This is a genomic window from Mycobacterium sp. 20KCMC460 (assembly GCF_022179425.1).
Taxonomy (GTDB): Bacteria; Actinomycetota; Actinomycetes; order Mycobacteriales; family Mycobacteriaceae; genus Mycobacterium; species Mycobacterium kiyosense.
The window spans coordinates 5390877-5416019 of record NZ_AP025524.1; the positions used below are offsets into that span (position 1 = coordinate 5390877).

General features: G+C 68.1%; 24 protein-coding genes. 8 read left to right on the forward strand and 16 right to left on the reverse strand.

The window, feature by feature from the left end:
- Positions 1-4: 4 nt before the first annotated feature.
- Positions 5-1399, reverse strand: a complete 1395-nt coding sequence (locus MKCMC460_RS24750) for a cystathionine beta-synthase (RefSeq protein ID WP_238304975.1) — start codon at positions 1397-1399, stop codon at positions 5-7.
- A 47-nt stretch (positions 1400-1446) separates the two neighbouring features.
- Positions 1447-2514, reverse strand: coding sequence for an alpha/beta hydrolase (locus tag MKCMC460_RS24755; RefSeq protein WP_236977689.1), 1068 nt, complete (start codon positions 2512-2514; stop codon positions 1447-1449).
- A gap of 223 nt (positions 2515-2737) precedes the next feature.
- On the opposite strand from MKCMC460_RS24755, the gene MKCMC460_RS24760 reads away from it, so the two are divergent.
- Positions 2738-3706: an SGNH/GDSL hydrolase family protein gene (locus MKCMC460_RS24760; RefSeq protein WP_236984388.1), complete on the forward strand. Its 969-nt coding sequence runs from the start codon at positions 2738-2740 to the stop codon at positions 3704-3706.
- 87 nt (positions 3707-3793) lie between these two features.
- Positions 3794-5008, forward strand: a complete 1215-nt coding sequence (locus tag MKCMC460_RS24765) for an acetyl-CoA C-acetyltransferase (RefSeq protein WP_236977691.1) — start codon at positions 3794-3796, stop codon at positions 5006-5008.
- Between the two features lie 57 nt (positions 5009-5065).
- On the opposite strand, the gene MKCMC460_RS24770 is transcribed toward MKCMC460_RS24765, so the two are convergent.
- The gene (locus MKCMC460_RS24770) at positions 5066-5899 is read right to left on the reverse strand and encodes a Bax inhibitor-1/YccA family protein (RefSeq protein ID WP_238304977.1); all 834 of its coding nucleotides are present in this window, start codon (positions 5897-5899) and stop codon (positions 5066-5068) included.
- A 301-nt stretch (positions 5900-6200) separates the two neighbouring features.
- Here MKCMC460_RS24770 and MKCMC460_RS24775 point away from each other — a divergent pair, with 301 nt between their 5' ends.
- From MKCMC460_RS24775 to MKCMC460_RS24785, 3 genes are read left to right on the forward strand one after another with little or no spacing between them, the layout of a single operon-like run.
- Positions 6201-7238 (forward strand): enoyl-CoA hydratase/isomerase family protein, encoded by a 1038-nt coding sequence (locus tag MKCMC460_RS24775; protein ID WP_236984390.1) that lies wholly within the window; start codon positions 6201-6203, stop codon positions 7236-7238.
- Between the two features lie 11 nt (positions 7239-7249).
- On the forward strand, positions 7250-8023 hold the full coding sequence (locus MKCMC460_RS24780) for an enoyl-CoA hydratase (protein ID WP_236977694.1): 774 nt from the start codon (positions 7250-7252) through the stop codon (positions 8021-8023).
- Positions 8020-9777: an alpha/beta-hydrolase family protein gene (locus MKCMC460_RS24785; protein ID WP_236977696.1), complete on the forward strand. Its 1758-nt coding sequence runs from the start codon at positions 8020-8022 to the stop codon at positions 9775-9777. The genes MKCMC460_RS24780 and MKCMC460_RS24785 overlap by 4 nt, the downstream gene beginning before the upstream one ends.
- On the opposite strand, the gene MKCMC460_RS24790 is transcribed toward MKCMC460_RS24785, so the two are convergent.
- Together MKCMC460_RS24790 and MKCMC460_RS24795 are read right to left on the reverse strand one after the other, a co-directional pair.
- Positions 9774-10154, reverse strand: a complete 381-nt coding sequence (locus MKCMC460_RS24790; protein WP_236977697.1) for a rhodanese-like domain-containing protein — start codon at positions 10152-10154, stop codon at positions 9774-9776. The two genes, MKCMC460_RS24785 and MKCMC460_RS24790, sit on opposite strands and share 4 nt — an antisense overlap.
- Positions 10151-10765 carry a cysteine dioxygenase family protein gene (locus tag MKCMC460_RS24795; RefSeq protein WP_370653199.1) on the reverse strand — a complete coding sequence of 205 codons (615 nt, stop codon included), beginning with the start codon at positions 10763-10765 and terminating at the stop codon, positions 10151-10153. The genes MKCMC460_RS24790 and MKCMC460_RS24795 overlap by 4 nt, the downstream gene beginning before the upstream one ends.
- A 116-nt stretch (positions 10766-10881) precedes the next feature.
- Here MKCMC460_RS24795 and MKCMC460_RS24800 point away from each other — a divergent pair, with 116 nt between their 5' ends.
- Entirely contained in the window at positions 10882-11331 is a 450-nt protein-coding gene (locus tag MKCMC460_RS24800; RefSeq protein ID WP_370653003.1) for a lipoprotein LpqV, read from the forward strand.
- Positions 11332-11425: 94 nt separating this feature from the next.
- Positions 11426-12484: a patatin family protein gene (locus tag MKCMC460_RS24805; RefSeq protein ID WP_236977699.1), complete on the forward strand. Its 1059-nt coding sequence runs from the start codon at positions 11426-11428 to the stop codon at positions 12482-12484.
- Between the two features lies 1 nt (position 12485).
- On the opposite strand, the gene MKCMC460_RS24810 is transcribed toward MKCMC460_RS24805, so the two are convergent.
- The 11 genes from MKCMC460_RS24810 to MKCMC460_RS24860 all read right to left on the reverse strand — a co-directional run bounded on the left by MKCMC460_RS24810 (position 12486) and on the right by MKCMC460_RS24860 (position 23373).
- Positions 12486-13352, reverse strand: coding sequence for a patatin-like phospholipase family protein (locus MKCMC460_RS24810; protein WP_236977700.1), 867 nt, complete (start codon positions 13350-13352; stop codon positions 12486-12488).
- Positions 13353-14246 carry a class II glutamine amidotransferase gene (locus MKCMC460_RS24815; protein WP_236977701.1) on the reverse strand — a complete coding sequence of 298 codons (894 nt, stop codon included), beginning with the start codon at positions 14244-14246 and terminating at the stop codon, positions 13353-13355.
- A gap of 3 nt (positions 14247-14249) precedes the next feature.
- The gene (locus tag MKCMC460_RS24820) at positions 14250-14723 is read right to left on the reverse strand and encodes an SRPBCC family protein (RefSeq protein WP_236977702.1); all 474 of its coding nucleotides are present in this window, start codon (positions 14721-14723) and stop codon (positions 14250-14252) included.
- Positions 14724-14725: 2 nt separating this feature from the next.
- Positions 14726-15793: a dihydrodipicolinate reductase gene (locus MKCMC460_RS24825; RefSeq protein WP_236977703.1), complete on the reverse strand. Its 1068-nt coding sequence runs from the start codon at positions 15791-15793 to the stop codon at positions 14726-14728.
- 21 nt (positions 15794-15814) lie between these two features.
- A complete protein-coding gene (locus MKCMC460_RS24830; RefSeq protein ID WP_236977705.1) occupies positions 15815-17446 on the reverse strand; it encodes a long-chain fatty acid--CoA ligase in 1632 nt (543 codons plus the stop codon).
- Between the two features lie 81 nt (positions 17447-17527).
- Positions 17528-18676, reverse strand: coding sequence for a YncE family protein (locus tag MKCMC460_RS24835; protein ID WP_236977707.1), 1149 nt, complete (start codon positions 18674-18676; stop codon positions 17528-17530).
- 425 nt (positions 18677-19101) lie between these two features.
- Entirely contained in the window at positions 19102-19863 is a 762-nt protein-coding gene (locus MKCMC460_RS24840; protein ID WP_236977708.1) for a DUF427 domain-containing protein, read from the reverse strand.
- A 7-nt stretch (positions 19864-19870) separates the two neighbouring features.
- Positions 19871-20143, reverse strand: coding sequence for a DUF6295 family protein (locus tag MKCMC460_RS24845; protein WP_236977709.1), 273 nt, complete (start codon positions 20141-20143; stop codon positions 19871-19873).
- A gap of 12 nt (positions 20144-20155) precedes the next feature.
- Positions 20156-20911 (reverse strand): dienelactone hydrolase family protein, encoded by a 756-nt coding sequence (locus MKCMC460_RS24850; protein ID WP_236977710.1) that lies wholly within the window; start codon positions 20909-20911, stop codon positions 20156-20158.
- Between the two features lie 45 nt (positions 20912-20956).
- Positions 20957-22546 carry an esterase-like activity of phytase family protein gene (locus tag MKCMC460_RS24855; protein ID WP_236977711.1) on the reverse strand — a complete coding sequence of 530 codons (1590 nt, stop codon included), beginning with the start codon at positions 22544-22546 and terminating at the stop codon, positions 20957-20959.
- Positions 22547-22590: 44 nt separating this feature from the next.
- The gene (locus MKCMC460_RS24860) at positions 22591-23373 is read right to left on the reverse strand and encodes a hypothetical protein (RefSeq protein WP_236977712.1); all 783 of its coding nucleotides are present in this window, start codon (positions 23371-23373) and stop codon (positions 22591-22593) included.
- Between the two features lie 91 nt (positions 23374-23464).
- Between MKCMC460_RS24860 and MKCMC460_RS24865 the strand changes: the two genes are divergently transcribed.
- Complete coding sequence (locus MKCMC460_RS24865; protein WP_236977713.1) at positions 23465-25123, forward strand: acyl-CoA synthetase; 1659 nt, start codon at positions 23465-23467, stop codon at positions 25121-25123.
- Positions 25124-25143: the final 20 nt, after the last annotated feature.

Sequence of the window (25143 nt, forward strand, 5' to 3'; positions counted from 1 at the left end):
GCCGTCAGCGTCGCCGCGTCCCCTCGGACAGGAATCCCAGCAGGTCATACCGGGTTATCACGCCGACCGGCTTGCCCTCCTCGACGACCATCAGCGCATCCCAGTCGCGCAACGCCTTGCCGGCCGCACTGACCAGTTCGCCGGCGCCGATCAGCCGCAGCGGTGGGCTCATGTGCTGCGATACCGCGTCGGCCAGCTTGGCGCGGCCCTCGAAGACCGCCGAGAGCAGCTCCCGTTCCGAGACACTGCCGGCGACCTCCCCCGCCATCACCGGCGGCTCGGCGCCCACCACCGGCATCTGCGACACCCCGTACTCGCGCAGGATGCCGATGGCGTCCCGCACGGTCTCCGACGGGTGCGTGTGCACCAGGTCGGGCAGCGCTCCGGACTTGCGTCGCAGCACGTCCCCGACGGTGGCCTCGGCGGTGGAGCCGTCCAGCGGGCTGCGCAGGAATCCGTACGACGACATCCACGCGTCGTTGAAGATCTTCGCCATGTAGCCGCGACCGCCGTCCGGCAGCAGGACGACCACCAGCGACTCGGGGCCCGCTTCTTCGGCGACCTTCAGTGCGGCGACGACGGCCATCCCGCACGACCCGCCGACCAGCATGGCTTCCTCGCGGGCCAACCGCCTGGTCATGTCGAAGGAGTCGGAATCGGAGACCGCGATGATCTGGTCGGGGATGGACGGGTCGTAGGCCGCCGGCCAGAAGTCCTCGCCGACGCCTTCGACCAGATAGGGCCGACCGGTGCCGCCGGAGTACACCGACCCTTCGGGGTCCGCGCCGATGACCCGGACCCGACCGTCGGAGACTTCCTTGAGGTAGCGGCCTGCGCCGGTGATGGTGCCGCCGGTGCCGATGCCGGCGACGAAGTGGGTGATCTTGCCGTCGGTGTCGGCCCAGATCTCGGGACCGGTGGTGGCGTAGTGGCTGGCCGGCCCCTCCGGGTTGGAGTACTGGTCGGGTTTCCAGGCGCCCGGAGTCTCCCGGACCAACCGGTCGGACACGCTGTAGTAGCTGGCGGGGTCCTCGGGCGGCACTGCCGTCGGGCACACGACAACTTCGGCGCCGTAGGCGCGCAACACATTTCGTTTGTCCTCCCCGACCTTGTCGGGGCAGACGAACACGCACTTGTAGCCGCGCCGCTGGGCCACCAGGGCCAGTCCGACACCGGTGTTGCCCGAGGTGGGTTCGACGATGGTGCCGCCCGGCTGCAGCGCCCCGCTGGCTTCCGCGGCATCGATCATCCGCTCGGCGATGCGGTCCTTGGAACTGCCGCCGGGGTTGAGGTATTCGACTTTGGCGGCCACGACGCCGGACCCCTCCGGGACCACGGAGTTCAGCTGCACCAGAGGGGTACCGCCGATCAGGTCACTGATGTGCTGCGCGATTCGCATGTGCCTATGGTCTCAGGCGATTTCGCGCCGCGCACTCGGGCTTGGGCTTACCCGGTCGCCTCGCGGATGTACTCCCCGATCTGGCGCAGCGAGCGTTCGGCTTCCGGCAGGATCGGGCCGGCGACCTGGAAGTCGTGCACCTGCCCGGGCCAGACCCGCAGCTCGGCCGGAACCCCGGCCGCCGCCAGTTTGCGGGCCGCCAGCCTCGCGTCGTGCAGCAGCACCTCGGACCCCGACACGTGGATCAGGGTGCGCGGCAGGCCCGGCTCGATGTGATCGAGGGGTTCGTAGATCTCTTCGGGCTGGCCGTCCACGATGTTCTTCGCCGCACACCTAGCAACCAATTCTCCGAGCGCGTCGAAGGCGTTCGACGGGAACATCGCATCCGTTTTGATGTTCGGGTGGGCCTGCTTTTCTTCCTTTGCTAGCTGCAGCAGCGGTGAGATTGCCACCAGCGCGGCGGGCTCCTCACCGGCGCGCTGCAAACGCTGCGCGAGGGACAGCGCGAGGTAGCCGCCGGCGGAGTCGCCGGCCAGCACAATCTGGTCCGGTTCATGCCCGAGCAGGCGTAGCCACTGATAGCCGTCGTGGCAGTCGTCGAGGGCCATCCCGATTGAGTGCTTGGGCATCAGCCGGTAATTGACCACGAGAATCGGCGAGTCAGCAAACTTGGAGAGTGCTTCAACCAGTCGGCCGTGCGAGTTTGCGCCACAGGTCAGGAAGGCGCCGCCGTGCAAGTAGAGGATGACCCGTCTGGTGCCGTCCGCCGGCAGCACGCCGGGCGCGCGAACCAGCTGTGCGGAGGCGTTTGGCAAGTTCACGTCGGCCCGGACGGTATTGGTCGCGGGGAGCAGCACGCGGGCGGCGTGGTCCAGCAGCCCCCACGGCCAAGGGAAATGCGGGACGTTGCTGCCGACAGCCAGAACCGGCCGAATGGTTACGCGCGATGCAAGCGTAGCTAACCGCGCAGCGACGCTGGGACCAGACTCGACAACCTCGACGGGGGCGCCGTCGCTGATCGCGAATCTGCGTGCTTCGAGTCTACGAGCCTTCAACGCGTCGCGCGGGCGAATGGCGACTCTAGGTGCGCCAGAAACCTTGTTGGGTGCGGTCATGCTCAACACTTCCTACGCCGTTGTAGTCCGATACAGCATGTGACGAGGAGGCGGAGCGCTTGGTTCAGCCAACCTCGCAGACTTAGCTTGACAGTCGTTTACCCGTTCAACATCCAATGAATCAGTTTCGATACCACATGTGTTCCACACCGTAACCGGTTTGTTCGTCAGCTACTCACGAAATCAGCACAACCGTCCTAAAATGACTGCCGTGAGCATGCGCGTGCCACGACGGTCGACGATCGCCTGGGCCACCGCGGGTGCACTTGCCTCGACGGGCTCGGCCTATCTGGGTGCACGCAACCTGCTGGTGGGTCAGGCGATGCATGTGCGCACCGTGATCCCGAAGTCCTGGGATGCGCCGCCCCGGGCCGACGGTGTCTACAGCGCCGGCGGCGGACCCGTCCAACGCTGGGAGCGCGGGCTGCCCGTCGACCTGCACCTGATGGTGTTCGGCGACTCCACGGCGGCCGGGTATGGGTGTCTGACCGCTGAGGAAGTGCCGGGTGTGCTCATCGCTCGCCAGCTCGCCGAGCAGACCGGCCTCCGGATCCGGCTCAGCACCAAGGCGATCGTCGGGGCCACGTCCAAGGGCGTCCGCGGTCAGGTCGACGCGATGTTCGTGGCCGGGCCACCGCCGGATGCGGCGGTGATCATCCTGGGCGCCAACGACGTCACCGCGCTCAACGGCGTGGGGCCGTCGGCCCAGCGGCTGGGATTGTCGGTGCGCAAGCTGCGCGACCGCGGCGCGGCCGTGGTGGTGGGTACCTGCCCGGACTTCGGCCTCATCACGCCGATCCCGCAGCCGCTGCGGTCGCTGGCACGGACCCGCGGGTTGCAGCTGGCGCGGGCTCAGGCGGCGGCGGTCACGGCGGCCGGCGGGGTGCCGGTGCCGCTGGCCCATCTGCTGGCTCCCAAGTTCCGGGAGATGCCCGAGCTGATGTTCTCCGCGGACCAGTACCACCCGTCGGCGGCGGGATACGCGGTGGCGGCCGAGCAGCTGTTCGTGGCGCTGCGGGAGGCGCTGAGCGACAGGCTCGGTCCGCCTCCGGCGTCGGATCCGGTGCCGGTGGCACCCGTGACGGTGCCGGGCGAGATCGTCGTCGCACGACGAACCCGGGTGTCACGGTTGTGGACGCGGGGACTGGTTGCCGGGCCGCCGGACGAGGGCGCGGCTGTCGCCGCCCCCTGACCCAGGCCGTCCTTCGGACGCGCGTCGTCGCCCGGATAGGCTCGGCGCTGCCAGGCTCGAATGGCCACAGCCCACCGGAGGAATCTCATGCCCGAAGCCGTCATCGTCTCAACTGCCCGCTCTCCGATCGGCCGCGCCATGAAGGGCTCCCTGGTCAGCATGCGGCCCGACGACCTGGCGACCCAGATGGTGCGTGCGGCGCTGGACAAGGTGCCGGCGCTCAACCCGCACCAGATCGACGACCTGATGCTGGGTTGCGGTCAGCCGGGCGGCGAGTCCGGCTTCAACATGGCCCGGGTGGTCGCGGTCGAACTCGGTTACGACTTCCTGCCCGGCACCACGGTCAACCGTTACTGCTCGTCGTCGCTGCAGACCACGCGCATGGCGTTCCACGCAATCAAGGCCGGCGAGGGCAACGCCTTCATCTCCGCCGGCGTGGAGACGGTGTCCCGGTTCGCCAAAGGCAGCGCCGACTCGTGGCCCGACACCAAGAACCCGCTGTTCGACGAGGGGCAACAACGCAGCGCCGCCGCGGCCGCCGGCGCCGACGAGTGGCACGACCCCCGCGCCGACGGGAACCTGCCGGACGTCTACATCGCGATGGGTCAGACGGCTGAGAACGTCGCCGTGCTGACCGGTATCAGCCGCGAGGACCAAGACCACTGGGGTGTGCGCAGCCAGAACCGCGCCGAGGAGGCGATCAAGAGCGGCTTCTTCGCCCGCGAGATCGTCCCGGTCACGCTGCCGGACGGCAGCACCGTCAGTACCGACGACGGGCCGCGGGCCGGAACCACCTACGAGAAGATCAGCGAGCTCAAGCCCGTCTTCCGGCCCAACGGCACCATCACCGCGGGCAATGCCTGCCCGCTCAACGACGGCGCCGCGGCGGTGATCATCACCAGCGACACCAAGGCCAAGGAACTCGGCCTGACGCCGCTGGCGCGCATCGTGTCCACCGGAGTCAGCGGGCTGTCCCCGGAGATCATCGGTCTGGGGCCGATCGAGGCGACCAAGCAAGCGCTGCAGCGGGCCGGCATGTCGGTCAATGACATCGACCTGTTCGAGATCAACGAGGCGTTCGCGGTGCAGGTCCTGGGCTCGGCGCGCGAGCTGGGGATCGACGAGGACAAGCTGAACGTCTCCGGTGGAGCGATCGCCCTGGGGCACCCGTTCGGCATGACGGGCGCGCGCATCACCACCACGTTGCTGAACAACCTGCAGACGCACGACAAGACGTTCGGCGTGGAGACCATGTGCGTCGGCGGTGGTCAGGGCATGGCGATGGTGATCGAGCGGCTGTAGAGAAAGCCGGCACGCCGCGAGGCGTGCCGGCTTTGCCCGTTCAGGGACTAGCCGCCGCTAGTCGTTCTGTAGATAGCTGAGCAGACGCAGGATCTCGATGTACAGCCACACCAGGGTCACGGTCAGGCCGAGGGCGATGCCCCATGCGGCCTTCTCCGGCGCCCCGGCGCGGATCATCTGGTCAGCGGCGTCGAAGTCGATCAGGAAGCTGAAGGCCGCGATACCGATGCAGACCAGCGAGAAGATGATCCCGACGGGCCCGGCGCTGCGCAGGCCCAGGCCCTCACCGCCGCCGACGTGGAACATCGACAGCACCAGGTTGCCCAGCATCAGCACGACCACGCCGATCAACGCCGCGAACAGCATCCGGGTGAACTTCGGAGTGACGCGGATGGCCCCGGTCTTGTAGACCACGAGCATGCCGAAGAACACGCCGAGGGTGCCCAGGATCGCCTCGCCGATCAGCACCCCCGCGTTGGCGGAGCCCACCGAGAAGTGCGCCAGCACGAACGAGATGGCGCCGAGGAACAACCCCTCGAGCGCCGCGTAGGTGAGCACGATCGCCGGGTTGTCCTGCTTGCGCCCGAAGGTCGCGATCATGACCAGCGCGAAGCCACCGAATGCGCCGATCATGGCCAGCGGCATCGCCAGGCCCACGTTGGTCGCGGTCAAGAAGTAGGACACGACCGCCGTCGCCGACAGCAGGGCCAGCGTCAGGCCGGTCTTGGTGACGACGTCATCGATGGTGACCGGCCGCGAAACTTGTGCCGGCTGCTGGTAGGGGGCGTAAGGGTCGGGCTGGTAGCCCGGCGTTACGCCCGGGCCGAATTGCGCGTACCCGCCCTGCTGCTTGGGCAGCGAACGGAATACCGGGTTGCTTGTCTCCCGCACCGTCGGATCCTCTCTCAAAAGTGCTGTTGGCTTCGAGCGTGCGAACAACTACCCAACGAGTGGTGGTCCGCTCGAGTTCCCAGCGGAGCTGCTGTTTTCTCGGTCGTCCGGGACCTGCGTCCGCGGTCCGGATGATGGTCCGGATAAGCCTAAACCTTAGCCCCGCGGGCATCGCCGAGCGAGTAACGATCTAGATTGCTGGTCAAACTCTATGGCGGCGGCCGAGTCGCAGCTGAGTCGTGGCGAAGCGGCCGGGTCTGACAAGGATTCCGACGAGGGGAGACGTGGCGTGACTGGGGCCGTGACTGGGGAATCCGACGAGGTCCTGACCCGCGTCGACGGCGGGGTCGGCTTTGTCACCCTCAACCGTCCCAAGGCGATCAACTCGCTGAACCAGACGATGGTGGAGTTGCTCAGCACGGTGCTGACCCGCTGGGAGCGCGACGACGCGGTACGCGCGGTGGTGCTCACCGGCGCCGGCGAACGTGGGCTGTGCGCCGGCGGCGACGTGGTGGCGATCTATCACAGCGCCCGCAAGGACGGCGTCGAGGCGCGGAAATTCTGGCGTGACGAGTATCTGCTCAACGGTCAGATCGGCCGGTTCGCCAAGCCCTATGTGGCGGTGATGGACGGCATCGTGATGGGTGGCGGGGTGGGCGTCAGCGCACACGGGAACACCCGGGTGGTCACCGACACCTCCAAGGTTGCGATGCCCGAAGTCGGCATCGGGTTCATCCCGGACGTCGGCGGCGTCTACCTGCTGTCCCGCGCGCCGGGCAAGCTGGGCCTGCACGCCGCGCTGACCGGGGCGCCGTTCGACGGCGCCGACGCCATCGCCCTGGGCTTCGCCGACCACTACGTGCCGCACGGCCAACTCGACGCGTTCACCTCGGCGATCGCCACCGACGGCGTCGAGGGCGCGCTGGCCGGCTACGCCATCGAGCCGCCGCCGAGTAAGCTTGCCGCACAACGTGAATGGGTCGACGAGTGCTATTCTAAGGACACCGTCGCAGACATCGTCGCCGCCCTGCGCGACCACGACGCGGGACCGGCCCACGACGCCGCCGACCTGATCGCCACCCGCTCCCCCATCGCGCTGTCGGTCACCTTCGAGGCGGTGCGCCGCGCAGCTGAGCTGCAGACGCTGGAAGACGTTCTGGTGCAGGATTATCGGGTGTCGTCAGCGTCGTTGCGATCACACGATCTGGTGGAGGGCATCCGCGCGCAACTGGTCGACAAAGACCGCAATCCGAAGTGGTCGCCGGCGAGGTTGGACGACGTCACCGTCGCCGACGTCGCCGCGTATTTCGCTCCGGCCGACGACGACCTGACGTTCTAGAAAGGCGAACCATGACTTACGAGACCATCCTGGTCGAGCGCGACGAGCGGGTCGGCACCATCACCCTGAACCGACCCAAGGCCCTGAACGCCCTCAACACCCAGGTGATGAACGAAGTCACCAGCGCGGCAACCGAATTGGACAATGACCCGGGTATCGGCGCAATCATCATCACCGGCTCGGCCAAGGCGTTCGCCGCCGGCGCGGACATCAAGGAGATGGCCGGGCTGTCGTTCGCCGACGCATTCGGCGCCGACTTCTTCGCCACCTGGGGCCGGCTGGCCGCGGTGCGCACCCCGACGATCGCCGCGGTCGCCGGCTACGCCCTGGGCGGCGGCTGCGAGCTGGCGATGATGTGTGACCTGCTGATCGCCGCCGACACCGCGAAGTTCGGCCAGCCGGAGATCAAACTCGGCGTGATCCCGGGCATGGGCGGTTCACAGCGGCTGACCCGCGCGATCGGCAAGGCCAAGGCGATGGACCTGATCCTGACCGGGCGCACCATCGACGCCGCGGAAGCCGAACGCAGCGGCCTGGTTTCGCGCGTGGTCCCCGCCGACGACCTGCTGACCGAGGCCAAGGCGGTCGCCACCACCATCTCCCAGATGTCGCTGCCGGCCGCCCAAATGGCCAAGGAAGCTGTCAACCGTGCGTTCGAATCCACGCTGGCCGAGGGGCTGCTGTACGAACGCCGGCTGTTCCACTCGACATTCGCCACCGACGACCAGACTGAAGGCATGACCGCCTTCGTCGAGAAACGACCGCCGGACTTCACCCACCGATGAGCGATTCCGCGACCACCACCGCGGCCGAGAAGCCGGCCGGGGACGAGCCCGCTGAGGGCCCGGATCCCGCTGCGGCACAACCGATTCAGGGTCATTGGTGGGTTCGCAACTACACCTACACCGGCACCATGGTGGGCCTGATCTTCGTCTGGCTGTCGCTGACTCCCTCGCTGCTGCCCCGCGGACCGCTGTTTCAGGGCGCGGTCAGCGGGTGTTCGGGCGCCATCGGTTACGGGCTGGGGGTGTTCACCGTCTGGCTGGTCCGCTACATGCGCTCGCAGACCACCAGCCCCCCGGCGCCGGCCTGGGCGTGGGCGCCGCTGATCGCCGTCGGGGCGATCGGGATCGTGGTGATGGCGATCCGGTTCCACGTCTGGCAGGACCGGGTGCGCGACATCATGGGCGTGGAACACCTGAAGTGGTACGACTATCCGCTGACCGGGGTGTTGTCGGTGATCGTGCTGTTCACCCTGGTCGAGGTCGGCAAGTTGATCCGCTGGCTGGTGATTCTCCTGGTGGCGCAAGTGGATCGGGTTGCGCCGTTCCGGCTTTCGGCGACCATCGTGGTGGTGGGGCTGGTGGTGTTGTCGATCACCCTGGTCAACGGTGTGGTGCTCAAGTTCGCCATGCGTTCCATGAACGACACGTTCGCCTCGGTCAACAACGAGATGGATCCTGACTTCGCACCGCCGAATACGAAGCTGCGTTCGGGGGGACCGGAGTCGGCGGTGACGTGGCAGTCGTTGGGCCACCAGGGCCGGATCTTCGTCGGCGGTGGCCCTTCGGTGCGGCAGCTCACCGCCTTCAGCGACACGCCGGCCATCGAGCCGATCCGCGCCTATGCTGGCCTGGATTCGGCGAAGGGCATCGAGGCGACCGCGGAGATGGCCGCCCGCGAACTGGCCCGCACCGGCGGGCTGCAACGTGCGGTGGTCGCGGTGGCCACCACCACCGGCACCGGCTGGATCAACGAGGCGGAAGCCTCGGCGCTGGAGTACATGTACAACGGCAACACCGCGATCGTCAGCATGCAGTATTCGTTTCTGCCCAGCTGGCTGTCGTTCCTGGTGGACCGGGAACGCGCGCGTCAGGCCGGGCAGGCGTTGTTCGAGGCGGTCGACAAGCTGGTCCGGCAGATGCCGGAGGGCAGCCGTCCCAAGCTGGTGGTGTTCGGGGAGAGCCTGGGATCGTTCGGCGGCGAGGCACCGTTCATGAGCCTCAACAACATCCTGGCCCGCACCGACGGCGCGTTGTTCAGCGGTCCGACGTTCAACAACACCATCTGGACCCAGCTGACCGCGACGCGGGATCGTGGCTCGCCGGAGTGGTTGCCGATCTTCGATGACGGGCACCATGTCCGGTTCGTGGCGCGGCCCGAGGATCTGAACCGTCCGTCACCCGAGTGGGGCCGGCCGCGGGTGGTGTATCTGCAGCACGCCTCCGACCCGATCGCGTGGTGGCGGCCCGACCTGGCGTTCAGCCAGCCGGACTGGTTACGCGAGAAGCGCGGCTACGACGTGCTTCCCGAGATGCGCTGGATTCCGCTGGTGACGTTCCTGCAGGTCTCCGCCGACATGGCGGTCGCGGTCGACGTGCCCGACGGGCACGGTCACCGCTACGTGGCCAACGCCGCCGACAGCTGGGCGGCGGTGCTCTCGCCGCCGGGCTGGACGCCGGAGAAGACCAAGAAGCTGCGGCCGCTGCTGCACGCCGAGTCGATGCCGCTGGGCACCGGCGAGGGCTCGGACGGCTAGCTCAGCGAGGCGAGCACCCCGGCGGCGGCCAGCGCCTGATAGCCGCCGATCACGTCGGTGGCGCGGTGCAGTCCCAGGTCCAGCAGTGCGGCGGCGGCCAGGCTGGAGGTGTAGCCCTGCGAGCAGAGGATCACCCATTCGACGTCGTCGCCGGCGGCTTCGGGCAGCCGGGCGTCGCTGGTGGGGTCGCAGCGCCATTCCAGGACGTTGCGTTCGATCGGCAGCGCCCCGGGGATCTCGCCCTCGCGGGCGCGTTGGGCCTGCGGACGGATGTCGACCAGCACCGCTCCCCGCGCCACCGCCTCGGGCACCTGTTCGGCGGGCAGCCGCCGGTACCGGCTGCGGGCCGCCTCCAGCACGTCGTCGATGCGGCTCATCCGGGCCCTTCGGGTTGGTCGGTCAGTTCGGTGCGCTGCCGCCGCAGCGAGTTGCGCTCGGTGACTTCGTAGTACGACATCGCGGTCAGCGGCGGCGAGTACGCGTGCACGCTCAGCGTGGGCTCCAACGTGCGAGCAGCCAAGCCGGTCACCGGCGTCGGGCCGGGGATGGGCCTGGGCGCCCACACCACGTCGTGCACCCAGCCCAGCGGAAACCCGGCCTGATCGCCGGCGTCGAGCCGACGGCGACGCAGTTTCCTTCCGTCCCAGCGGAATTCGTTGAGCGAGCCGGAGAGCACCGTCAACGCGCCCAGTGAACCGCCGTGGTCGTGCAGTTCGGTGGCGTGTCCGGGAACCCAGCTGATCAGCCAGATATCGAGTTCCTCGTCGCCGTGGATGCGGGTGAACCAGCGTTCGGTCTGCGGGACGCCGCCCGGGGGCAGCAGGTGGTCGCAGCGTCCGCTGAGCACGTCGTCGGCGGCCTGATCGGTGGCGTGCAGCAGGTCGGGCACCCGCAGCCGGGTGGGCCCGGGATAGGGGGCGGTCAGCGCGGCGGACAGGGTCGGGTAGGGCCGGGACAGCGGTTTGGCGAGTGGCTTGGCAAGTGGCATGGCCATGGGAGAACTCCGGGTTGGGAACGTTTGGAGGCAGGCGGTGTCAGGGCCGACAACACTCGCAAAATCCGAACCGGGCCATCACGGGAGGAAGTTTTGCATAGATTGAGACGGTGCGTCGGTGCCGTCGTCTCCCGCTGCGGTGGTCAGTGCTGTGGAAAACGACTGTTGCGATCGTGGTTAGCGGGTGCGCGTTGACGGGCTGCTCGGCCGGCGGCGACGGCGGCAAGGCACCCTCGTCGTCGGTGTCGACGACGACGGCGACGAGTTCGCTGCCGCCCGGTGCCATCGGGGTCTCCCCCGCCGGTGTGACGACGCGGGTCGACGCTCCGGCGGAGTCGACCGAGGAAGAGTATTTCCAGGCCTGCCATGCCGCCCGGGTGTGGATGGACGGTCAGGGCGCCGCCGGCGACGCCGCGATCGAGCCGTATCTGGCGATGGTTCAGGGGTCCGCATCGGGCGTTGCCGGCAGCTGGAACAAGCGGTGGGCGGATTTGGGTCCGGCGCGGCAGGCGGGAGTGATCGTCGCGGCGCAGGCGGCGGCCCGGGGCGAGTGCGGCTAGCCGGCCCGGCAGCGGCTTCGGCGAATTGCGATCAGGGGTAGGCGAACTGCCGGCCGGGTCGGCGGAGCGGCCTGGCGCCAAGCAGAATGGCGGGATGGCCGAACCGACTGCCGTGCACCCGCGCCGGTCCCGCGTCGCGCTGGCCCTGGGCAGCGGCGGCGCCCGCGGGTACGCGCACATCGGCGTGATCCAGGTGCTGCAGGAACGCGGCTACCAGGTGGTCGGGATCGCCGGCTCGTCGATGGGCGCGCTGGTGGGCGGAGTCAGCGCGGCCGGCCATCTCGACGAGCTCGCCGAGTGGGCCCAGTCCCTGACTCAGCGCACCATTCTGCGGCTGCTGGATCCGTCGTTGACCGCGGCGGGCGTGCTGCGGGCCGAGAAGATCCTGGACGCGGTGCGCGACATTCTCGGGCCGGTCGACATCGAGGAGCTGTCCATACCGTTTACCGCGGTGGCCACCGATCTGCTGACCGGCAAGTCGGTGTGGTTTCAGCGCGGACCCATCGACGAGGCGATTCGCGCGTCCATCGCGATACCCGGGGTGATCGCTCCGCATGAGATCGACGGGCGTCTGTTGGCCGACGGCGGCATCCTGGATCCGCTGCCGATGGCGCCGATCGCCGCCACCAACGCCGACCTGACCATTGCGGTGAGCCTCAACGGCAGCGAACCGGGCGCCACGCGGGACGCCGAACCGGGTATGACGGCCGAGTGGCTGAACCGCATGGTGCGCAGTACCACAGCGCTTTTCGACATCAGCTCGGCCAAGGCCCTGCTGGATCGGCCGACGGCGCGCGCGGTGCTGAGCCGGTTCGGCGCGACCACACCGGAGCTCGAGGAATCCGAATCCGACCCGGAAAACGTTGCTGGACAACACCACAACGACGACGACGTCGAGGTGCCGGAGATTCCCAAGCTCGGCGGTTTCGACGTGATGAACAGAACTATCGACATCGCGCAATCGGCGCTGGCCCGCCACACCCTGGCCGCCTACCCGCCCGACCTGCTCATCGAGGTGCCGCGCACCACCTGCCGCAGCCTGGAGTTCCACCGCGCTGCCGAGGTGATCGGGACCGGCCGCGACCTCGCCACCCGCGCGCTGGATGCGTTCGAGGACACCGGCCAGACCCGCCAGCCGGCGATCGAAGGCTGAATCAGACACCCAGAAACGTTGCGACGGAACGAGCTTCGCGACGGCCCTGGGCGCGACCGGCCGTCGCCGACCCGATCCGGCAGCGTGGGTCCAGCGGGTTGGCCCCGAATGCCGCCAGCGACTGCTCGTCGGCGAACACGGTGATCGTCTCGCCCGGGAACGCCGCGATCTCGGCGGCCGGCCCGGCGCCGAACGGCGACGGGGTGTCCGCACCCGCGGGCACCAGCACCACCGCGACGTCGCAGTCGTCGACGACGCCGATGTTGACGGAGCTGTTGACCCCGCCGTCCATGTAGCGCCGGCCGGCGATGGTCACCGGTGGCCAGGCGCCGGGCACCGCGCAACTGGCGGCTACCGCGTCGACCAGGTCGACTCCCCAGTCGCGGTCGAACACCACCAATTCGCCGGTGGCAGTGTCGATTGCGGTGATCCTCAGGTCCCGCTCCGGCCACTGGTGCGACGGCAGACGCGCGGCGATGATCTGGCGCCGCACCGACTCGGGCACGGTTTCGGTGGCCAGCGCCACCGACCCGATGCGCTGCAGCCGTCCCCGCGTGCGGTCAAATCCGTCGGTGCGGGGCTCGCGCAGGGCATCCAGGAAGAGCTCGGTGATGGTCTCGATGTCGACGCCGGGATCGATCTCGGCGGAGGTCTCGGCGATCTGCCGGCCGAACAGCGCCTCCAGTGGGCTGCCGCTGCCGATCTGCGCGGAAACCGCCGAGCCCGCCGAGGTGCCGAGCAGCACGTCGGAGTCCAGCAACAGCCGCGCCGCCTCCGGCGATTCGTCGGCGATACCTTGCAGAACCCCGGTCTCCCAGGCGATTCCGGCGACTCCGCCACCGGCCAGGACAAGTGCGCGCCGGGTCATCTACGTTTCTCCGCGGGGCGCGGGGTGCCGCGTGCCCGGCAGCGCATGCTGGGCGCGAAACACCGGCTGAGCCAGATCATCTCGGCGTAGCAGCTGGCGGGGCGGGTCGGGCAGCACCAGGGTGCGCGTGACGTGCAGATCGGTGTCGACGTGTACCAACTCCCCCGCCTCGAGCAGACACCAGCGCGGGTCGTCGTCCATCGGCTCGGTGGCGAACAGCACCGACGACCTTTCGGCCAATGTGTCGCTCTGCGCATGAATCCGCACCGTGGACATGTCGAAATCGGGGTCGCCGTCCACGTGCCGATCCAGCATGAACAGCTGATGCGTGTCCGGGTAGCGCAGCGCCCACATCTGAGTTCCCATGCACAGCAATATATTGACGGCGTAGATCGGCACGTTGGCGGCAAGCCAGCCGACGGCGTCGGCGATACCGGTCGACACCTCACCGTGGGCACGGATGCTTGCGGTGATGAGTGCGAACACCCGCTCGGAATCGGTCTGACCCAAAACCAGGTCGTACGTGCCTAATTCGCGTAGTCGTTCGTCGAGGACGTCGAGACCTTCGATCATCCCGTTGTGCGCGAAGATCCGGCCGTCCTGCAGGAACGGGTGGGTGTTGAGCACATCTCTGGAGCCGGTCGTGGAATACCGGACATGGGCGATGAAGGTGGTTCCGGTCAGTCGGTGCGCCTCGGTGGCGAAGTCGTGGTCACGCCAGGCCGCGATCGGCTCTTTGAACAGTTGGGCGCGGCCGTGCTCGTCGAAGACGCCGATGCCGCTGCCGTCCGGGTTCTGCCGGCTCTGCCGGGCCAGGCTGTCCGGCGCGTCCAGCAGCCAAAAAGTTGCTGTCACAACCTCTGTCCCGGCATGCAGGCCGAATAGCCGACACACGTTTCAATCCACCAGCTGGGCGGACAGTTTTTCCAGCACCACGCGGGCGTAGCCCTTCCACATCTTGGCGAACACCGGCGTCACTGCCGCCGCCGCAGGTGATTTGGGGTGCAGCGTCCACTGCCAGCTCACCCGGGTGCCGGTGCCGGCGGGGGTGAACGACCAGAGGCCGTCGACCGAGGTGACCAGGGCTGCCAGCGGGCCGCTGAGTCCGGACAGTGTGTACCCGAACGAGTTTGGCGGTTCAACGCTGGTCAGCGTCTCGCGTGCGCGGCCGCCGCCGACCATCAGCAGCACGCGAGTCTGGCCGACGGCATCCCAGGCGCCGGTTTGCTCGCGCACCTCTTTGATCGGCGGGATCACGCCGTACCACTGCGAGAAGATCCGCGGCAGCGGTATCGGCATCGTTGCGGTGAATGCATCCTCGACCGAGACCGGGATGGCCCGCGACTGTTCCACTACGACAGGTCGTGGCATGCCTATCCTTCTTTTCGCGAAAGTTGCGGCGCCGCACGGCCGGTGATCAGCGGCAGGTCGAAGAAGCTCTGGATGCCGGCCGGGGCCGCGCACGTCGCGGGTACGGCGTTGACGCAGTGCGCCGCGGTCGCGACGATGCCGGGATTGCTGATCAGTCCGGCTGCCACGCTTTCCGGCTGCCAGCCCTTGACGGTGACGAAGGTGTCCGGGTTGCCCCGCACCTCGATCTCGTAGCGTTCCCCGGCCGGCCCGAAAGACCAAGGCGGATCCAGGTTTTCCTCGCCCATCAGCCAGTTCACCGTGATCTGGACGACGGGCGTGTCACCGACCAGGGCCTCCCAGTGGAATCGGCGGCCGGCGACCTGGCCGGGCTCGATCACCCCGATCGGGGAATCGATCGGGGCGCTGGCCACGGCCACTTCCTGGGAAGGGCGGATCTCGGGTTCGGCGGCGAAGCCGAGTTTGTCGACGATCAGCCGAACCGATTGGAAGAAGCCGCCGTTGAGCAGCTTCTGCATGGGGCCGGTCAGCGCACTGTCCGGGGTGCCGCCGAAACCCATCACGTAGCGCAGCACGTCCGGCGCCCCGTAGGTGCGCAGGTCGGAGAACTCTTCGGCGCGAACGAATGTCACGCCCGTCGACATCACCGACAGCAGCAGCGGGAACAGCTCGGTGGCCGCGCCGGGGCCGATGCCGGCGCCGTGCAGCGTGGCGTTGCCGGCCTGCGCGGCGACTTCGAGTGGGGCGGCCTCTTTTTCGGTCGGGTAGTACCAGCCGAGCGGGGTGATCACGTTCTTGCCGGAGCGCAGCAGCGCGGCGACCTCGTCGACGCTGGGCAGCAGCGGCGCGTAGATCACCGCGTCGGCGTCGAGCGTGAGGATGTCGTCGATGTTGTTGGTGGCGGTCACGCCCAGCGGTGCGGTGCAGATGATGTCGCCGACGTCCTTGCCGCTCTTGGCTTCCGAATGTACCCAGCACCCGGCGAGTTCAAGTTCGGGGTGTTCGAGCACCCCCTTGATGGCGGCTACGCCGACCCCTCCGGTGGCCCACTGCACGACCTTGAGGCTCATGGTTACCTTTCTACCGCGAGCCTAGTCGTGCGCTTCGGCGACGTCGTATTCACCGTCGGCGTACCGCGCCCGGATCGTCTTCTTGTCGTATTTGCCGACGCTGGTGCGCGGGATCTCGTCGACGAACGCCCACCGTTCCGGCAGCCACCATCGAACGACCTTGTCGGCCAGAAACTTTCGCAGGCCATGCGCGTCGACCTCGGTCCCTTCGCGGGCGACGACGACGGCCAACGGCCGTTCTTGCCAGCGCTCGTCGGGAACCGCGACCACGGCGGCCTCCTTGACGTCGGGGTGCGCGATCAGGCAGTTCTCCAGCTCGACGGAGGAGATCCATTCGCCGCCGGATTTGATCACGTCCTTGGCGCGGTCGGTCAGGGTGATGAAGCCCCGCTCGTCGATGCGACCGACGTCGCCGGTGCGTAGCCACCCGGAGTCGAACTTGGACTCGTCCTGCCCCAGGTAGTACGAGCCGGTGATCCACGGCCCGCGGACCTCCAATTCACCAACTGCCACACCGTCTTTGGGCAGTACCGCGCCGTCGTCGTCGACGATGCGGGCTTCCACCCCGAACACCGGCTGGCCCTGCGTGACCCGGTAAGCCCAGTGCTGGTCGTCCGGGCTTCCCGGCGGCGGCCACGCCATGGACGCCAGCGGCGACGTCTCGGTCATGCCCCACAACTGCCGGATCTGGACGTTGTGCTTGTCCTCGAAGGTGCGCATCAACGACTCCGGAACCGCCGAACCACCGCAGGCGACCATGCGCAGCGAGGACATGTCGTGGCCGGGGTCTTTCTCGAGGTGGTGCATGACGTCGTTCCAGATGGTCGGTACCGCGCCGGCCAGGGTGGGTCGCAGCTTCTCCACCATGTCGATCAGCGAGGGCGCGTCGAGGTGGCGGTCGGGCAGCACCAGGTCGGCGCCGGCGGCCAGCGCGGCGTACGGCAGCCCCCACGCGTTGGCGTGGAACATCGGGACGATCGGCAGCACGCGGTCGCTGGACCCGACGCCGATGCCGTTGGTGCTGCACGCCGCCATGGTGTGCAGGAAGCTCGAACGGTGGCTGTAGACAACGCCTTTGGGGTGGCCGGTGGTGCCGCTGGTGTAGCACATGGCGGCAGCGGATTTCTCGTCGATGTCCGGCCACTCGAATTCGGTCGACTCGCCGTCGAGCACGTCGGCGTAGCGGACCACCGTCTTGCCGGATTCCGCCAATGCCGCGGTGTCGCCGTCACCGACCGCGATGACGGTGTGCACGGTGTCGAATTCGCCGAGTACCGGCGCCAGCAGCCGGGCCAGCGACAGGTCGACCAGCACCACCTGATCTTCGGCCTCGTTGGCCACGTAGACGAGTTGTTCGGCGAACAGCCGGATGTTCAGCGTGTGCAGCACCGCGCCCATCGAGGGCACCGCGAGGTAGGTGGTGAGGTGTTCGGTGTTGTTCCACATGAACGTGGCGACCCGCTGGTCGCCGGTGATGCCGAGGCGGCGCAACGCGTTGGCCAGCCGCGCGGCCTGTTGGCCCACTTCGCGATACGTGGTGCTGCGGTAGCCGTCCTCGGTTGCGGTGACGACCTCCCGCAGGCCGTGTACGCCGCAGCCGTGCCGCATGATCGCGGTGATGGTCAGCGGGAAGTCCTGCATTGTGCTGTACATCGACGTACCGCCTCCCGCGTCTCGGCGCACCCTACGTGGGCGAATGCTATCGCCGCACCACGAGCGGGGATACGCCGGGCGTCAGACGAGCGCGGCGTCGTATCGCAGCAAGTCGGGCACGAACAGATCCGCCGACCGGTTGGCTTCCAGCGCCGCCTGTTCGATCCCGGCCGCGCCCGCGCCGACCGGGACCACGGTGATCACGCCCGAATAGTCGGCGATGTACAGGTTGGTGCCGTCGCGGCTCTCGACCACGCAGGACGGCTGGGTGCCGACGTTGATGGAGTCGACGACGTCCTGGGTGAGCGTGCACAGCACGGTCACGCTGTCGTCGCTGACCAGATACGCGCGGTCGCCGTCGGCGCTGAGCGTGAGCCGGGTGAGCAGGCCGGTGAGCTCGGGGATCTTGCGGGTGGCGGTGACCTTGTTGGCGCTGGTGTCGACGACGTCGATCGCCACGAAGTCCGGTCCGCTGCTGGCGACGTAGACCAGCGCGCCGTTGGGGCTGACGGCGACGTCGCGAACGGGCAGCCCGATGTCGATTGTGCCGATCACCGCGGGTCCGTTGACCCGCACCTTGGGCCGCGGCTTGGTGTTGGTGCGGCGCCACCGTGTACGGCCGCCGGTTTCCTCGGTGGCCAGCCCGGTGTCGACGACGACGACCTGGCCACCGGACGGGCCGTTGACGCCGACGTAGGCGCGGTCGCCGTCGGGGCTGACGCGGACACACTCGGTGACGGTGCCGGCGGTGGTGGCGACGTCGACCACCCGCAGCTGCCCGGATTCGGTGTCCAGGACGGCGAGGTCGGCGTTGCGGGCACCGTTGCGGGCGATGTAGACGTGCTTCCCGTCGGCGCTGACCGCCAGGTCGCTGACGCTGAGCGCGACCGGATGGGTCGCGACGACGACTCCGGCCACGCAGTCGACGACCTGGATCGCGTCGTAGGCGGGCGACACGCTGCTCACATACGCGCGGTCGGCGGCGGCCAGGGCGATCGCGAAAGGCTCGTCGACGCCGGGGATGGTTTCGGCGACCCGGCAGGCACGGGTGTCGACGATGGAGACGCTGTCGCCGCCGTGGTTGGTCACCACCAGGCGCCGCCCGTCGGGGCTGATGGCGATGCCGCTGATGGCGCCGTTGTGCACGGGAATCTGAACGGCCACCGGGCCGCCGTCGAGGACCTCGACATCCCGGCTTACCCGGCTGTTGTGGTTGTTCCCGAGGCTCATGCTGGCACCGCCTTCACTCTTGTCGGTCCCCGGGAATTGGGTGGGTGTGCGTGGCGCGGAGCTGTGCGACGCCCGGTTCCCGGGGCGGGCACGAAACAGCACGAAAATAACCGTTTCGATGCGTATGACTCGATATTCTAGTCGCATAATTGCCGGTAATTGATTGCCGAATCTGCGCTGTTATGCAGATCACGACCGGGGTTCGGGTCAAAATCAGGCGGGGAAAACCATCGGCCTCATCTGCCCCAACGCAGCGAATGCCATCAAGGTTGTTGAAATGCCCATAGCGCAATCGTGGCTAATTTACGCCCCGTTAAGCCGCCCACGGCATCAATTTAAGAAAATCTTAATTTCATGCGTGAAAACGAGGCGCACATCACAGTCCCCAATAGGCGAGTCGAGTCGATTATTCCCGAATCGCCTGCTCAGCTGAACTGCGTACGTGGCCGCGGCAACCGCACGCCGTCGACGGTCAGGTCCAGTTTCTCGTTGTAGAAGGCCACCAATCCCGCGATCGGGGCCACTGCGGGCAGCGGATAGTGGTAGGTCCAGGCCAGATCGGGTTGCACCGCCCGGCCCGTTCGCACCGACCAGTAGCCCGACGTCACCCCCTTGTAGGGACACAGCGTCTGACTGGACGACGGTTCCAGGTGCTCGAAGAAGACATCCGCCGGATCGAGGTAATACCTGGTGGGCAGTCCGGTCTCGAACAGCAGCACCGGGCAGCGGGTGTCGGCGAGCAGGATGCCGTCCAACTCGACCCGGACGTGACGGTGCGAGCGCAGCGCGTCGACCCGTGCGTACGGGTTGCGGGGGTGCCCGTAGATCTGCTCGTCCTCCTCCAACCAGCGCAGCGGAGCCCAGTCGAATCGCACCAGGCCCGCGACCGGGCTGTCGCTGCCCTCGTCGAACACCCGCGCCGCCGACGGGTGGCTCTGGCCGCCGCCGGTCAGGGTGTGCAGCCGCGAAGGGCCCAATTGCACGCGCTGCGGATGGTTCTCGTCGTGCAGGAATTCGGTATGCACGTCGGCCAGCGGGATGTAGTACTGCGGGTAGTACGGCAGCTCCCACACGTAGCGCGCCGCGGTGGTGTCGAACACCAAATCATGGCCGAGAAAGCCGCGCACCCGGCGCGGTGCCGACTCGATTCGCCCACGCGCAGCGGCACTTTCGGGGTAGTCACGCATCTGGTGGCTACTGATCCCGGGAGGCCAGCCCGACGGGCGCATGACCGATCGCCTTGTGGATCGCCTCGGCCAGGGCCAGCGCGCTTTCCTCGGTGAGTTCCAGGGCGACCCGGGCCGACGGGCCCAGGTCCGGGTTGAGCACGTCGATGTTGACGGTGTGGCCGTAGGGCGCGTGTACGGGATGGTCGACGTACACCGTGGCCCGGCTGGCGCCGAACCATCCAGTGGCGCCTTTGCCGCTGCCGTCGATCTGGACATGTTCGGTGAGATAAGTGCACATTGCCTGGCAGACCTAGCCTTTCAGGTGGGTGGCGAAGAATTCGTCGATGCGGCGCCAACCGTCGACCGCGGCCTCCGGGCGGTAGGCCGGACGGTCGACGGAGAAGAAACTGTGGCCGGCCCCCTCATAGGTGTGGAATTCGTGCGGCTTGCCCAGCCGCGTCAGCTCGGCGTCCAGCGCGGCCACCCCGTCGGGCGCCGGGAAACGGTCCTGCGCGCCGAACAGGCCGAGCAGCGGGGCACTCAGGTTGGCGGCCAGCCCGAGAATGGGTTTCATCGTCTTGGGCATGCCCTCCGGTGCGTCCTCCACGATGAAGGCGCCGTAACAGTCCACCGCGGCGTGCAGCGGCAGCGAACAGGCCGCGAGAAAGGCGTGCCGGCCACCCGAGCAGTGCCCGATGACACCGAATTTGCCGTTGGCGCCCGGCAATTCACGCAGATGTTCGACGGCGCCGGCAACGTCGCCGACCAACCGGTCGTCGGGCACGCCGCCGGCCGCTCGGGCGGCCGCGGCCGCGTCGTCGGGCGCGGCACCGGGAGCTTCGCGCGAATACAGGTTCGGCGCTATGGTGTGGAACCCGCTGACCGCCAGCCTGCGAACGAATTCTTTTGTCTCCCGGTCATATCCGGGCATGTGGTGGATCCAGACGATGCCGCCGCGTGGTCCGCCGGCCAGCGGCATGGCGCGGTAGGCTTCGATCTCGTCGCCGCCGTGCCCGGTGATGGTGACGGTTTCGGCGCGGATGGCGTCGGGGCTGATGTCGCTCACCGGTCCAGCTTGCCACTCGCGCGGGGTCCGCGGTCGCGCGCCGGGTCAGCCGACCCTGACCGAGATCTTGACCTGTTCGGTCGTGGCGGGCAGCTTGGTGGTGTCCACGACCAGGAACTCCCCGCTGTCCTGGGCGCCGTTGGGCAGCGTCTTGGGTTTGAGCCGAAACGGCGGGGTGTCCGACGCCAGGCCGGCCAGCCCGAAGTCGCTGTCGTTGGCGATGATCAGCGTGTTCCCGCCGTCGGGGGTGATCAGGCCTTCGACCTTGTTGTGACCGAAGAAGTCCCCGGCGGGCGACAGCGAGCGCACCAAGCCGCCCAGGTCGAGCTTGAGTTGCTTTGTGACGACCGAGATTCCGGCCGCCTTGAGTTTGCCGACGGCGTCGCTGTCGGTGCTGACGCCGACCATCGTCTCGATCGGCGCCCGGTTGATCAGTAGCCCGCCGGCGTCGGCCTGATACACGGCGCCGGGCAGTGTCGACAGCGGGCCGACGTCGGTGGCCCCGGCGATGTCGATCTGGTAGATCTTCTTGTCGGCGTTCGGCGCGAACTTGGTGTCGCTCTCGTCGACCAGGAACTGGGTGGCGCTCAGGGCGGTGATCTCCGAGACCCCGACGCGCGTCTGCTGCGGGTTGGCCAGCGGGTAGAGGTATTCGTGCACGATACTGCGGTCGGTCAGGTTGACGGTCACGATGCGGGTCACCGGGACCGATTTGGCCGGGCCCTGCAGTCCGGGCGTCTGCAGGGCCGACTGCATGATCGCCACCAGTGTGTTGCCGTCCGGGGTCATGGTCAGGCCTTCCAGGCCCTGGTTGGGCGTACGCAGCGAAAGTTCCCGGGGCAGCGTTGCGTCGAATGGCGAAAGCCGTTCCAGCTCTTTGCCGTTGGCGTCGAAATGGATGATGTAGGGGCCGTATTCGTCGGACACCCAGAAGGTGCCGTCGCGGGTGGCCACCAGGCCCTCGGGGTCCACGCCGTACTCCGACGGCGGCAGCGGCGTGCCGTCGAGGTCGACCAGCGACTCCCCGGTGGTGGCGTGCGGGTCCACCAGCCCCACCATCGGGACGCCGTCGGTGGCGTAGAGCAGGACGGTCTGCTGCACGGTCGCGACGCCGTCGGCGAGCTTGAATTTGGCGATCTGCGGATGGAAGTCGGGCAGTGGCAGCACTTTCTCGCCGGGGCTGCGGCCGTCGACGTTGGGTCCGCGGTCGGTGAGGCCGTAGATCTCGTCGGCGCTGCCCGGTACGGCGGCGATGGCCGAGCCGTGGGCGGCGGCTTTGATCGTCACCCCGGCCATGGTGGCCAGCGGCAACTGGTCCTCGGCGTAGACCTTGACCGCGCGACTGGTGGTGACGCTGAAGTCGTCGTTACCGGAGAACCCGGAATCGGGGGTGTAGATGATGGCCCCGTTGTCGCCGTAGCTGATCTTGCCGTGCTGGGGCTTGCCGAACGCCACCGGTGTGACGCCCCCGGTGGCCGCCAGCAGCTGGCGTGGCGAGATGCTCAGCGGGCCGGCGGCATGGAACTGTGCGTTGCCGGCGGGCGCCGAAGGCGACGGCGCCGCGCTGGACGCGCAGGCCGACACCGTGACGAGCACGGTGGCCAGGACCGTCAGAGTTCGCGCAGTATGTGCCATTTGCCTTGCTTAGCAATCGAAGTTGACGCCTCGGTGTACTGCGGCTACCGCTTCTTGTCCCGCACCTTGTAGGTCGACGGCCACGACTTGCGGGACTCGTCGCCGGTCAGCGGGGTGCCCATGCCGCCGACCTTGACGTTGTAGGCCTCTTTGCCCGGGCCGACCTCCCGGTTGGCGTGTTCCTGGGCCAGGTAGTAGAGCTCGTCGATGGTGGCCTCGTCGTAGGCCACGAAGGACGTTTCCCGGGCCACGTCGTCGATGCCGGCCAGCATCCGCTCCGGCAGGTAGCGCGACATCAGCGCGGCCACGCCCAGCAGGGCGAACGGGATCACCCAGTAGAAGACGAACGAGGTCGGGGTCTTGGTGTCCAACAGCGTCGCGTTGCCCTGCAGAATCGGCGGAATCGCCGACGCGACCGTCATACCGCCGAATGCGGCCACCCACACCCAGGTCAGGATGCTGGTGGTACGGCGGAAGAGTTCGGTGCTGACCACGTCGGCGGGCTGCTCGGCGGCGGCGTACTCACGCACGAACGGTTTACCGATCAGCACACCGACCAGCGTGACCAGGAAAATCCCGGCGTTACTCAGCGGTTCGATCCAGCGGGCCAGGAAGGCGTCGCTGGCCGAGAACGCCAGCACCGCCAGCACCGCAAACGTTGCGACACCACCGATTTCGAGCGATTGCGCGGGCTTGCCGCCGGCCCGTCCCACCGCGAACACGCAGACGGCCATCAGCAGCGCGATCGACACCGCCGTGGCGAACGGGACGTTACCGACCAGAACCCAATAGACGATCCACGGCGCAAAGCCAAAGAGCATGCCCACGAAGGGTCAGTGTATTGGCGGGCCAGATGTCGTAGCGGCGCGGGCGGCACTGCTAGCGTTCACACCGCAAACATGTCGCCGAGGAGTGTCCATGGCCAACGCACTGACCACCATTGCGCAGAAACTGCAGCAAGTTAGCGAGGCCGGGCGTGCGGTCAAACGACTCGCCGACACCGGCATCATCGACCTGCGGGACCTGAATTCGACGGTGCAGGCCGGCAAGCTGTCCCGGGTCTACGGGCCGCAGGCCACGATGACGATCCTGGGCGGGCGCCGCTATGCGGATCTGCCGGCGATCGTCGACGAACGCGGCACGTTGACGTACAAGCAGGTCGACGACCAGTCGTGGGCGCTGGCGCACGGACTGCAGTCGTTCGGCGTTTCCGCGGGCTCGGTTGTCGGGTTGCTGTGCCGCGATCACCGCGGCCTGGTCATCGCGATGGCCGCGTGCGGCAAGGTGGGTGCGCGCCTGGTGCTGATGAACACCGGTTTCGCCAAGCCGCAGTTCGCGCAGGTCTGTGAGCGCGAGCACGTCAAGGTGGTGCTGCACGACAGCGAGTTCCTCGGCCTGCTCGACGCGCTGCCCGCCGAGCTGCCGCGGGTGTTGATCTGGGTGGACGACGACGCCGAGGTGCCCGAGGAGGCGCACACTCTCGACGGCATCGTCGCGGCGCACCCCACCGAGCCGTTGCCGCCGCCGAGCAAGTCGGGCGGATCGGTCATCCTGACCAGCGGTACCACCGGGCTGCCCAAGGGCGCGCCGCGCGACACGGTGTCGCCGCTGGCGACCGCCCAGATCATCGATCGAATTCCGTTCCCGCGCAAGGGAACCATGGTGATCGTTTCGCCGATCTTCCACAGCACCGGGTGGGCCACCTACACCGTCGGCGCCGCGTTGGGCAACAAGGTGGTGACCGCGCGGAGATTCAAGGCGGAGGGCACCCTGCAGCTCATCGCCGAGCACCGGGCCGACATGCTGGTCGCGGTCCCGACCATGCTGCACCGGATGGTCGAGCTCCCACCCGACGTGATCGGCAAGTACGACACGTCCTCGTTGCAGGTGATCCTGATCGCCGGGTCGGCGCTGAGCCCGGAGCTGTCCAATCGGGTGCAGGACACGTTCGGCGACGTGCTCTACAACATGTACGGCTCCACCGAGTGCGCGATCGCCAGCGTCGCCACCCCGGCCGAGCTGCGCGCCGCCCCGGGCACCGCCGGCCGCGCCCCGCTGACGTGCGAGGTGGTGCTCTACGACGACCAGGGCAAGCGCATCGAGGGCCCGAACCGTCGCGGGCGGATCTTCGTGCGCAACGGCGCGCCGTTCGCCGGGTACACCGACGGCCGCCACAAGCAGATCATCGACGGCTACATGTCCAGCGGCGACATGGGGCACTTCGACGAGAACGGGCTGCTGTTCGTCGACGGCCGCGACGACGACATGATCGTCTCCGGCGGGGAGAACGTCTTCCCGCAGGAAGTGGAGAACCTGCTCGAGGAGCGGCCCGACGTCGCCGAGGTCGCGGTGGTGGGTGTCGACGACGTCGAGTTCGGAAAACGGTTGCGCGCGTTCATCGTTGCCGAGCCGGGCGCTTCCCTGGATGGCGCCGAGATCAAGCAGTATGTGAAGGACAACCTGGCCCGCCACAAGGTGCCGCGCGACGTGGTGTTCATCGAAGAGCTGCCGCGGAATGCGACCGGGAAGCTGCTGCGACGGGTGCTGGTCGAGATGGACGTCCAGCAGCCTGGGTGACACCTCTTGGCTCTTGGCTG

Coding starts and splice junctions, on each gene's coding strand:
- MKCMC460_RS24825 (WP_236977703.1), bottom strand. CDS start 15,793: ATGAGCCTCAAGGTCGTGCAGTGGGCCACCGGAGGGGTCGGCGTAGCC.
- MKCMC460_RS24845 (WP_236977709.1), bottom strand. CDS start 20,143: ATGTGCACTTATCTCACCGAACATGTCCAGATCGACGGCAGCGGCAAA.
- MKCMC460_RS24840 (WP_236977708.1), bottom strand. CDS start 19,863: ATGCGTGACTACCCCGAAAGTGCCGCTGCGCGTGGGCGAATCGAGTCG.
- MKCMC460_RS24785 (WP_236977696.1), top strand. CDS start 8,020: ATGAGCGATTCCGCGACCACCACCGCGGCCGAGAAGCCGGCCGGGGAC.
- MKCMC460_RS24855 (WP_236977711.1), bottom strand. CDS start 22,546: ATGGCACATACTGCGCGAACTCTGACGGTCCTGGCCACCGTGCTCGTC.
- MKCMC460_RS24865 (WP_236977713.1), top strand. CDS start 23,465: ATGGCCAACGCACTGACCACCATTGCGCAGAAACTGCAGCAAGTTAGC.
- MKCMC460_RS24820 (WP_236977702.1), bottom strand. CDS start 14,723: ATGCCACGACCTGTCGTAGTGGAACAGTCGCGGGCCATCCCGGTCTCG.
- MKCMC460_RS24765 (WP_236977691.1), top strand. CDS start 3,794: ATGCCCGAAGCCGTCATCGTCTCAACTGCCCGCTCTCCGATCGGCCGC.
- MKCMC460_RS24790 (WP_236977697.1), bottom strand. CDS start 10,154: ATGAGCCGCATCGACGACGTGCTGGAGGCGGCCCGCAGCCGGTACCGG.
- MKCMC460_RS24805 (WP_236977699.1), top strand. CDS start 11,426: ATGGCCGAACCGACTGCCGTGCACCCGCGCCGGTCCCGCGTCGCGCTG.
- MKCMC460_RS24835 (WP_236977707.1), bottom strand. CDS start 18,676: ATGAGCCTCGGGAACAACCACAACAGCCGGGTAAGCCGGGATGTCGAG.
- MKCMC460_RS24750 (WP_238304975.1), bottom strand. CDS start 1,399: ATGCGAATCGCGCAGCACATCAGTGACCTGATCGGCGGTACCCCTCTG.
- MKCMC460_RS24810 (WP_236977700.1), bottom strand. CDS start 13,352: ATGACCCGGCGCGCACTTGTCCTGGCCGGTGGCGGAGTCGCCGGAATC.
- MKCMC460_RS24795 (WP_370653199.1), bottom strand. CDS start 10,765: ATGCCACTTGCCAAGCCACTCGCCAAACCGCTGTCCCGGCCCTACCCG.
- MKCMC460_RS24755 (WP_236977689.1), bottom strand. CDS start 2,514: ATGACCGCACCCAACAAGGTTTCTGGCGCACCTAGAGTCGCCATTCGC.
- MKCMC460_RS24830 (WP_236977705.1), bottom strand. CDS start 17,446: ATGTACAGCACAATGCAGGACTTCCCGCTGACCATCACCGCGATCATG.
- MKCMC460_RS24780 (WP_236977694.1), top strand. CDS start 7,250: ATGACTTACGAGACCATCCTGGTCGAGCGCGACGAGCGGGTCGGCACC.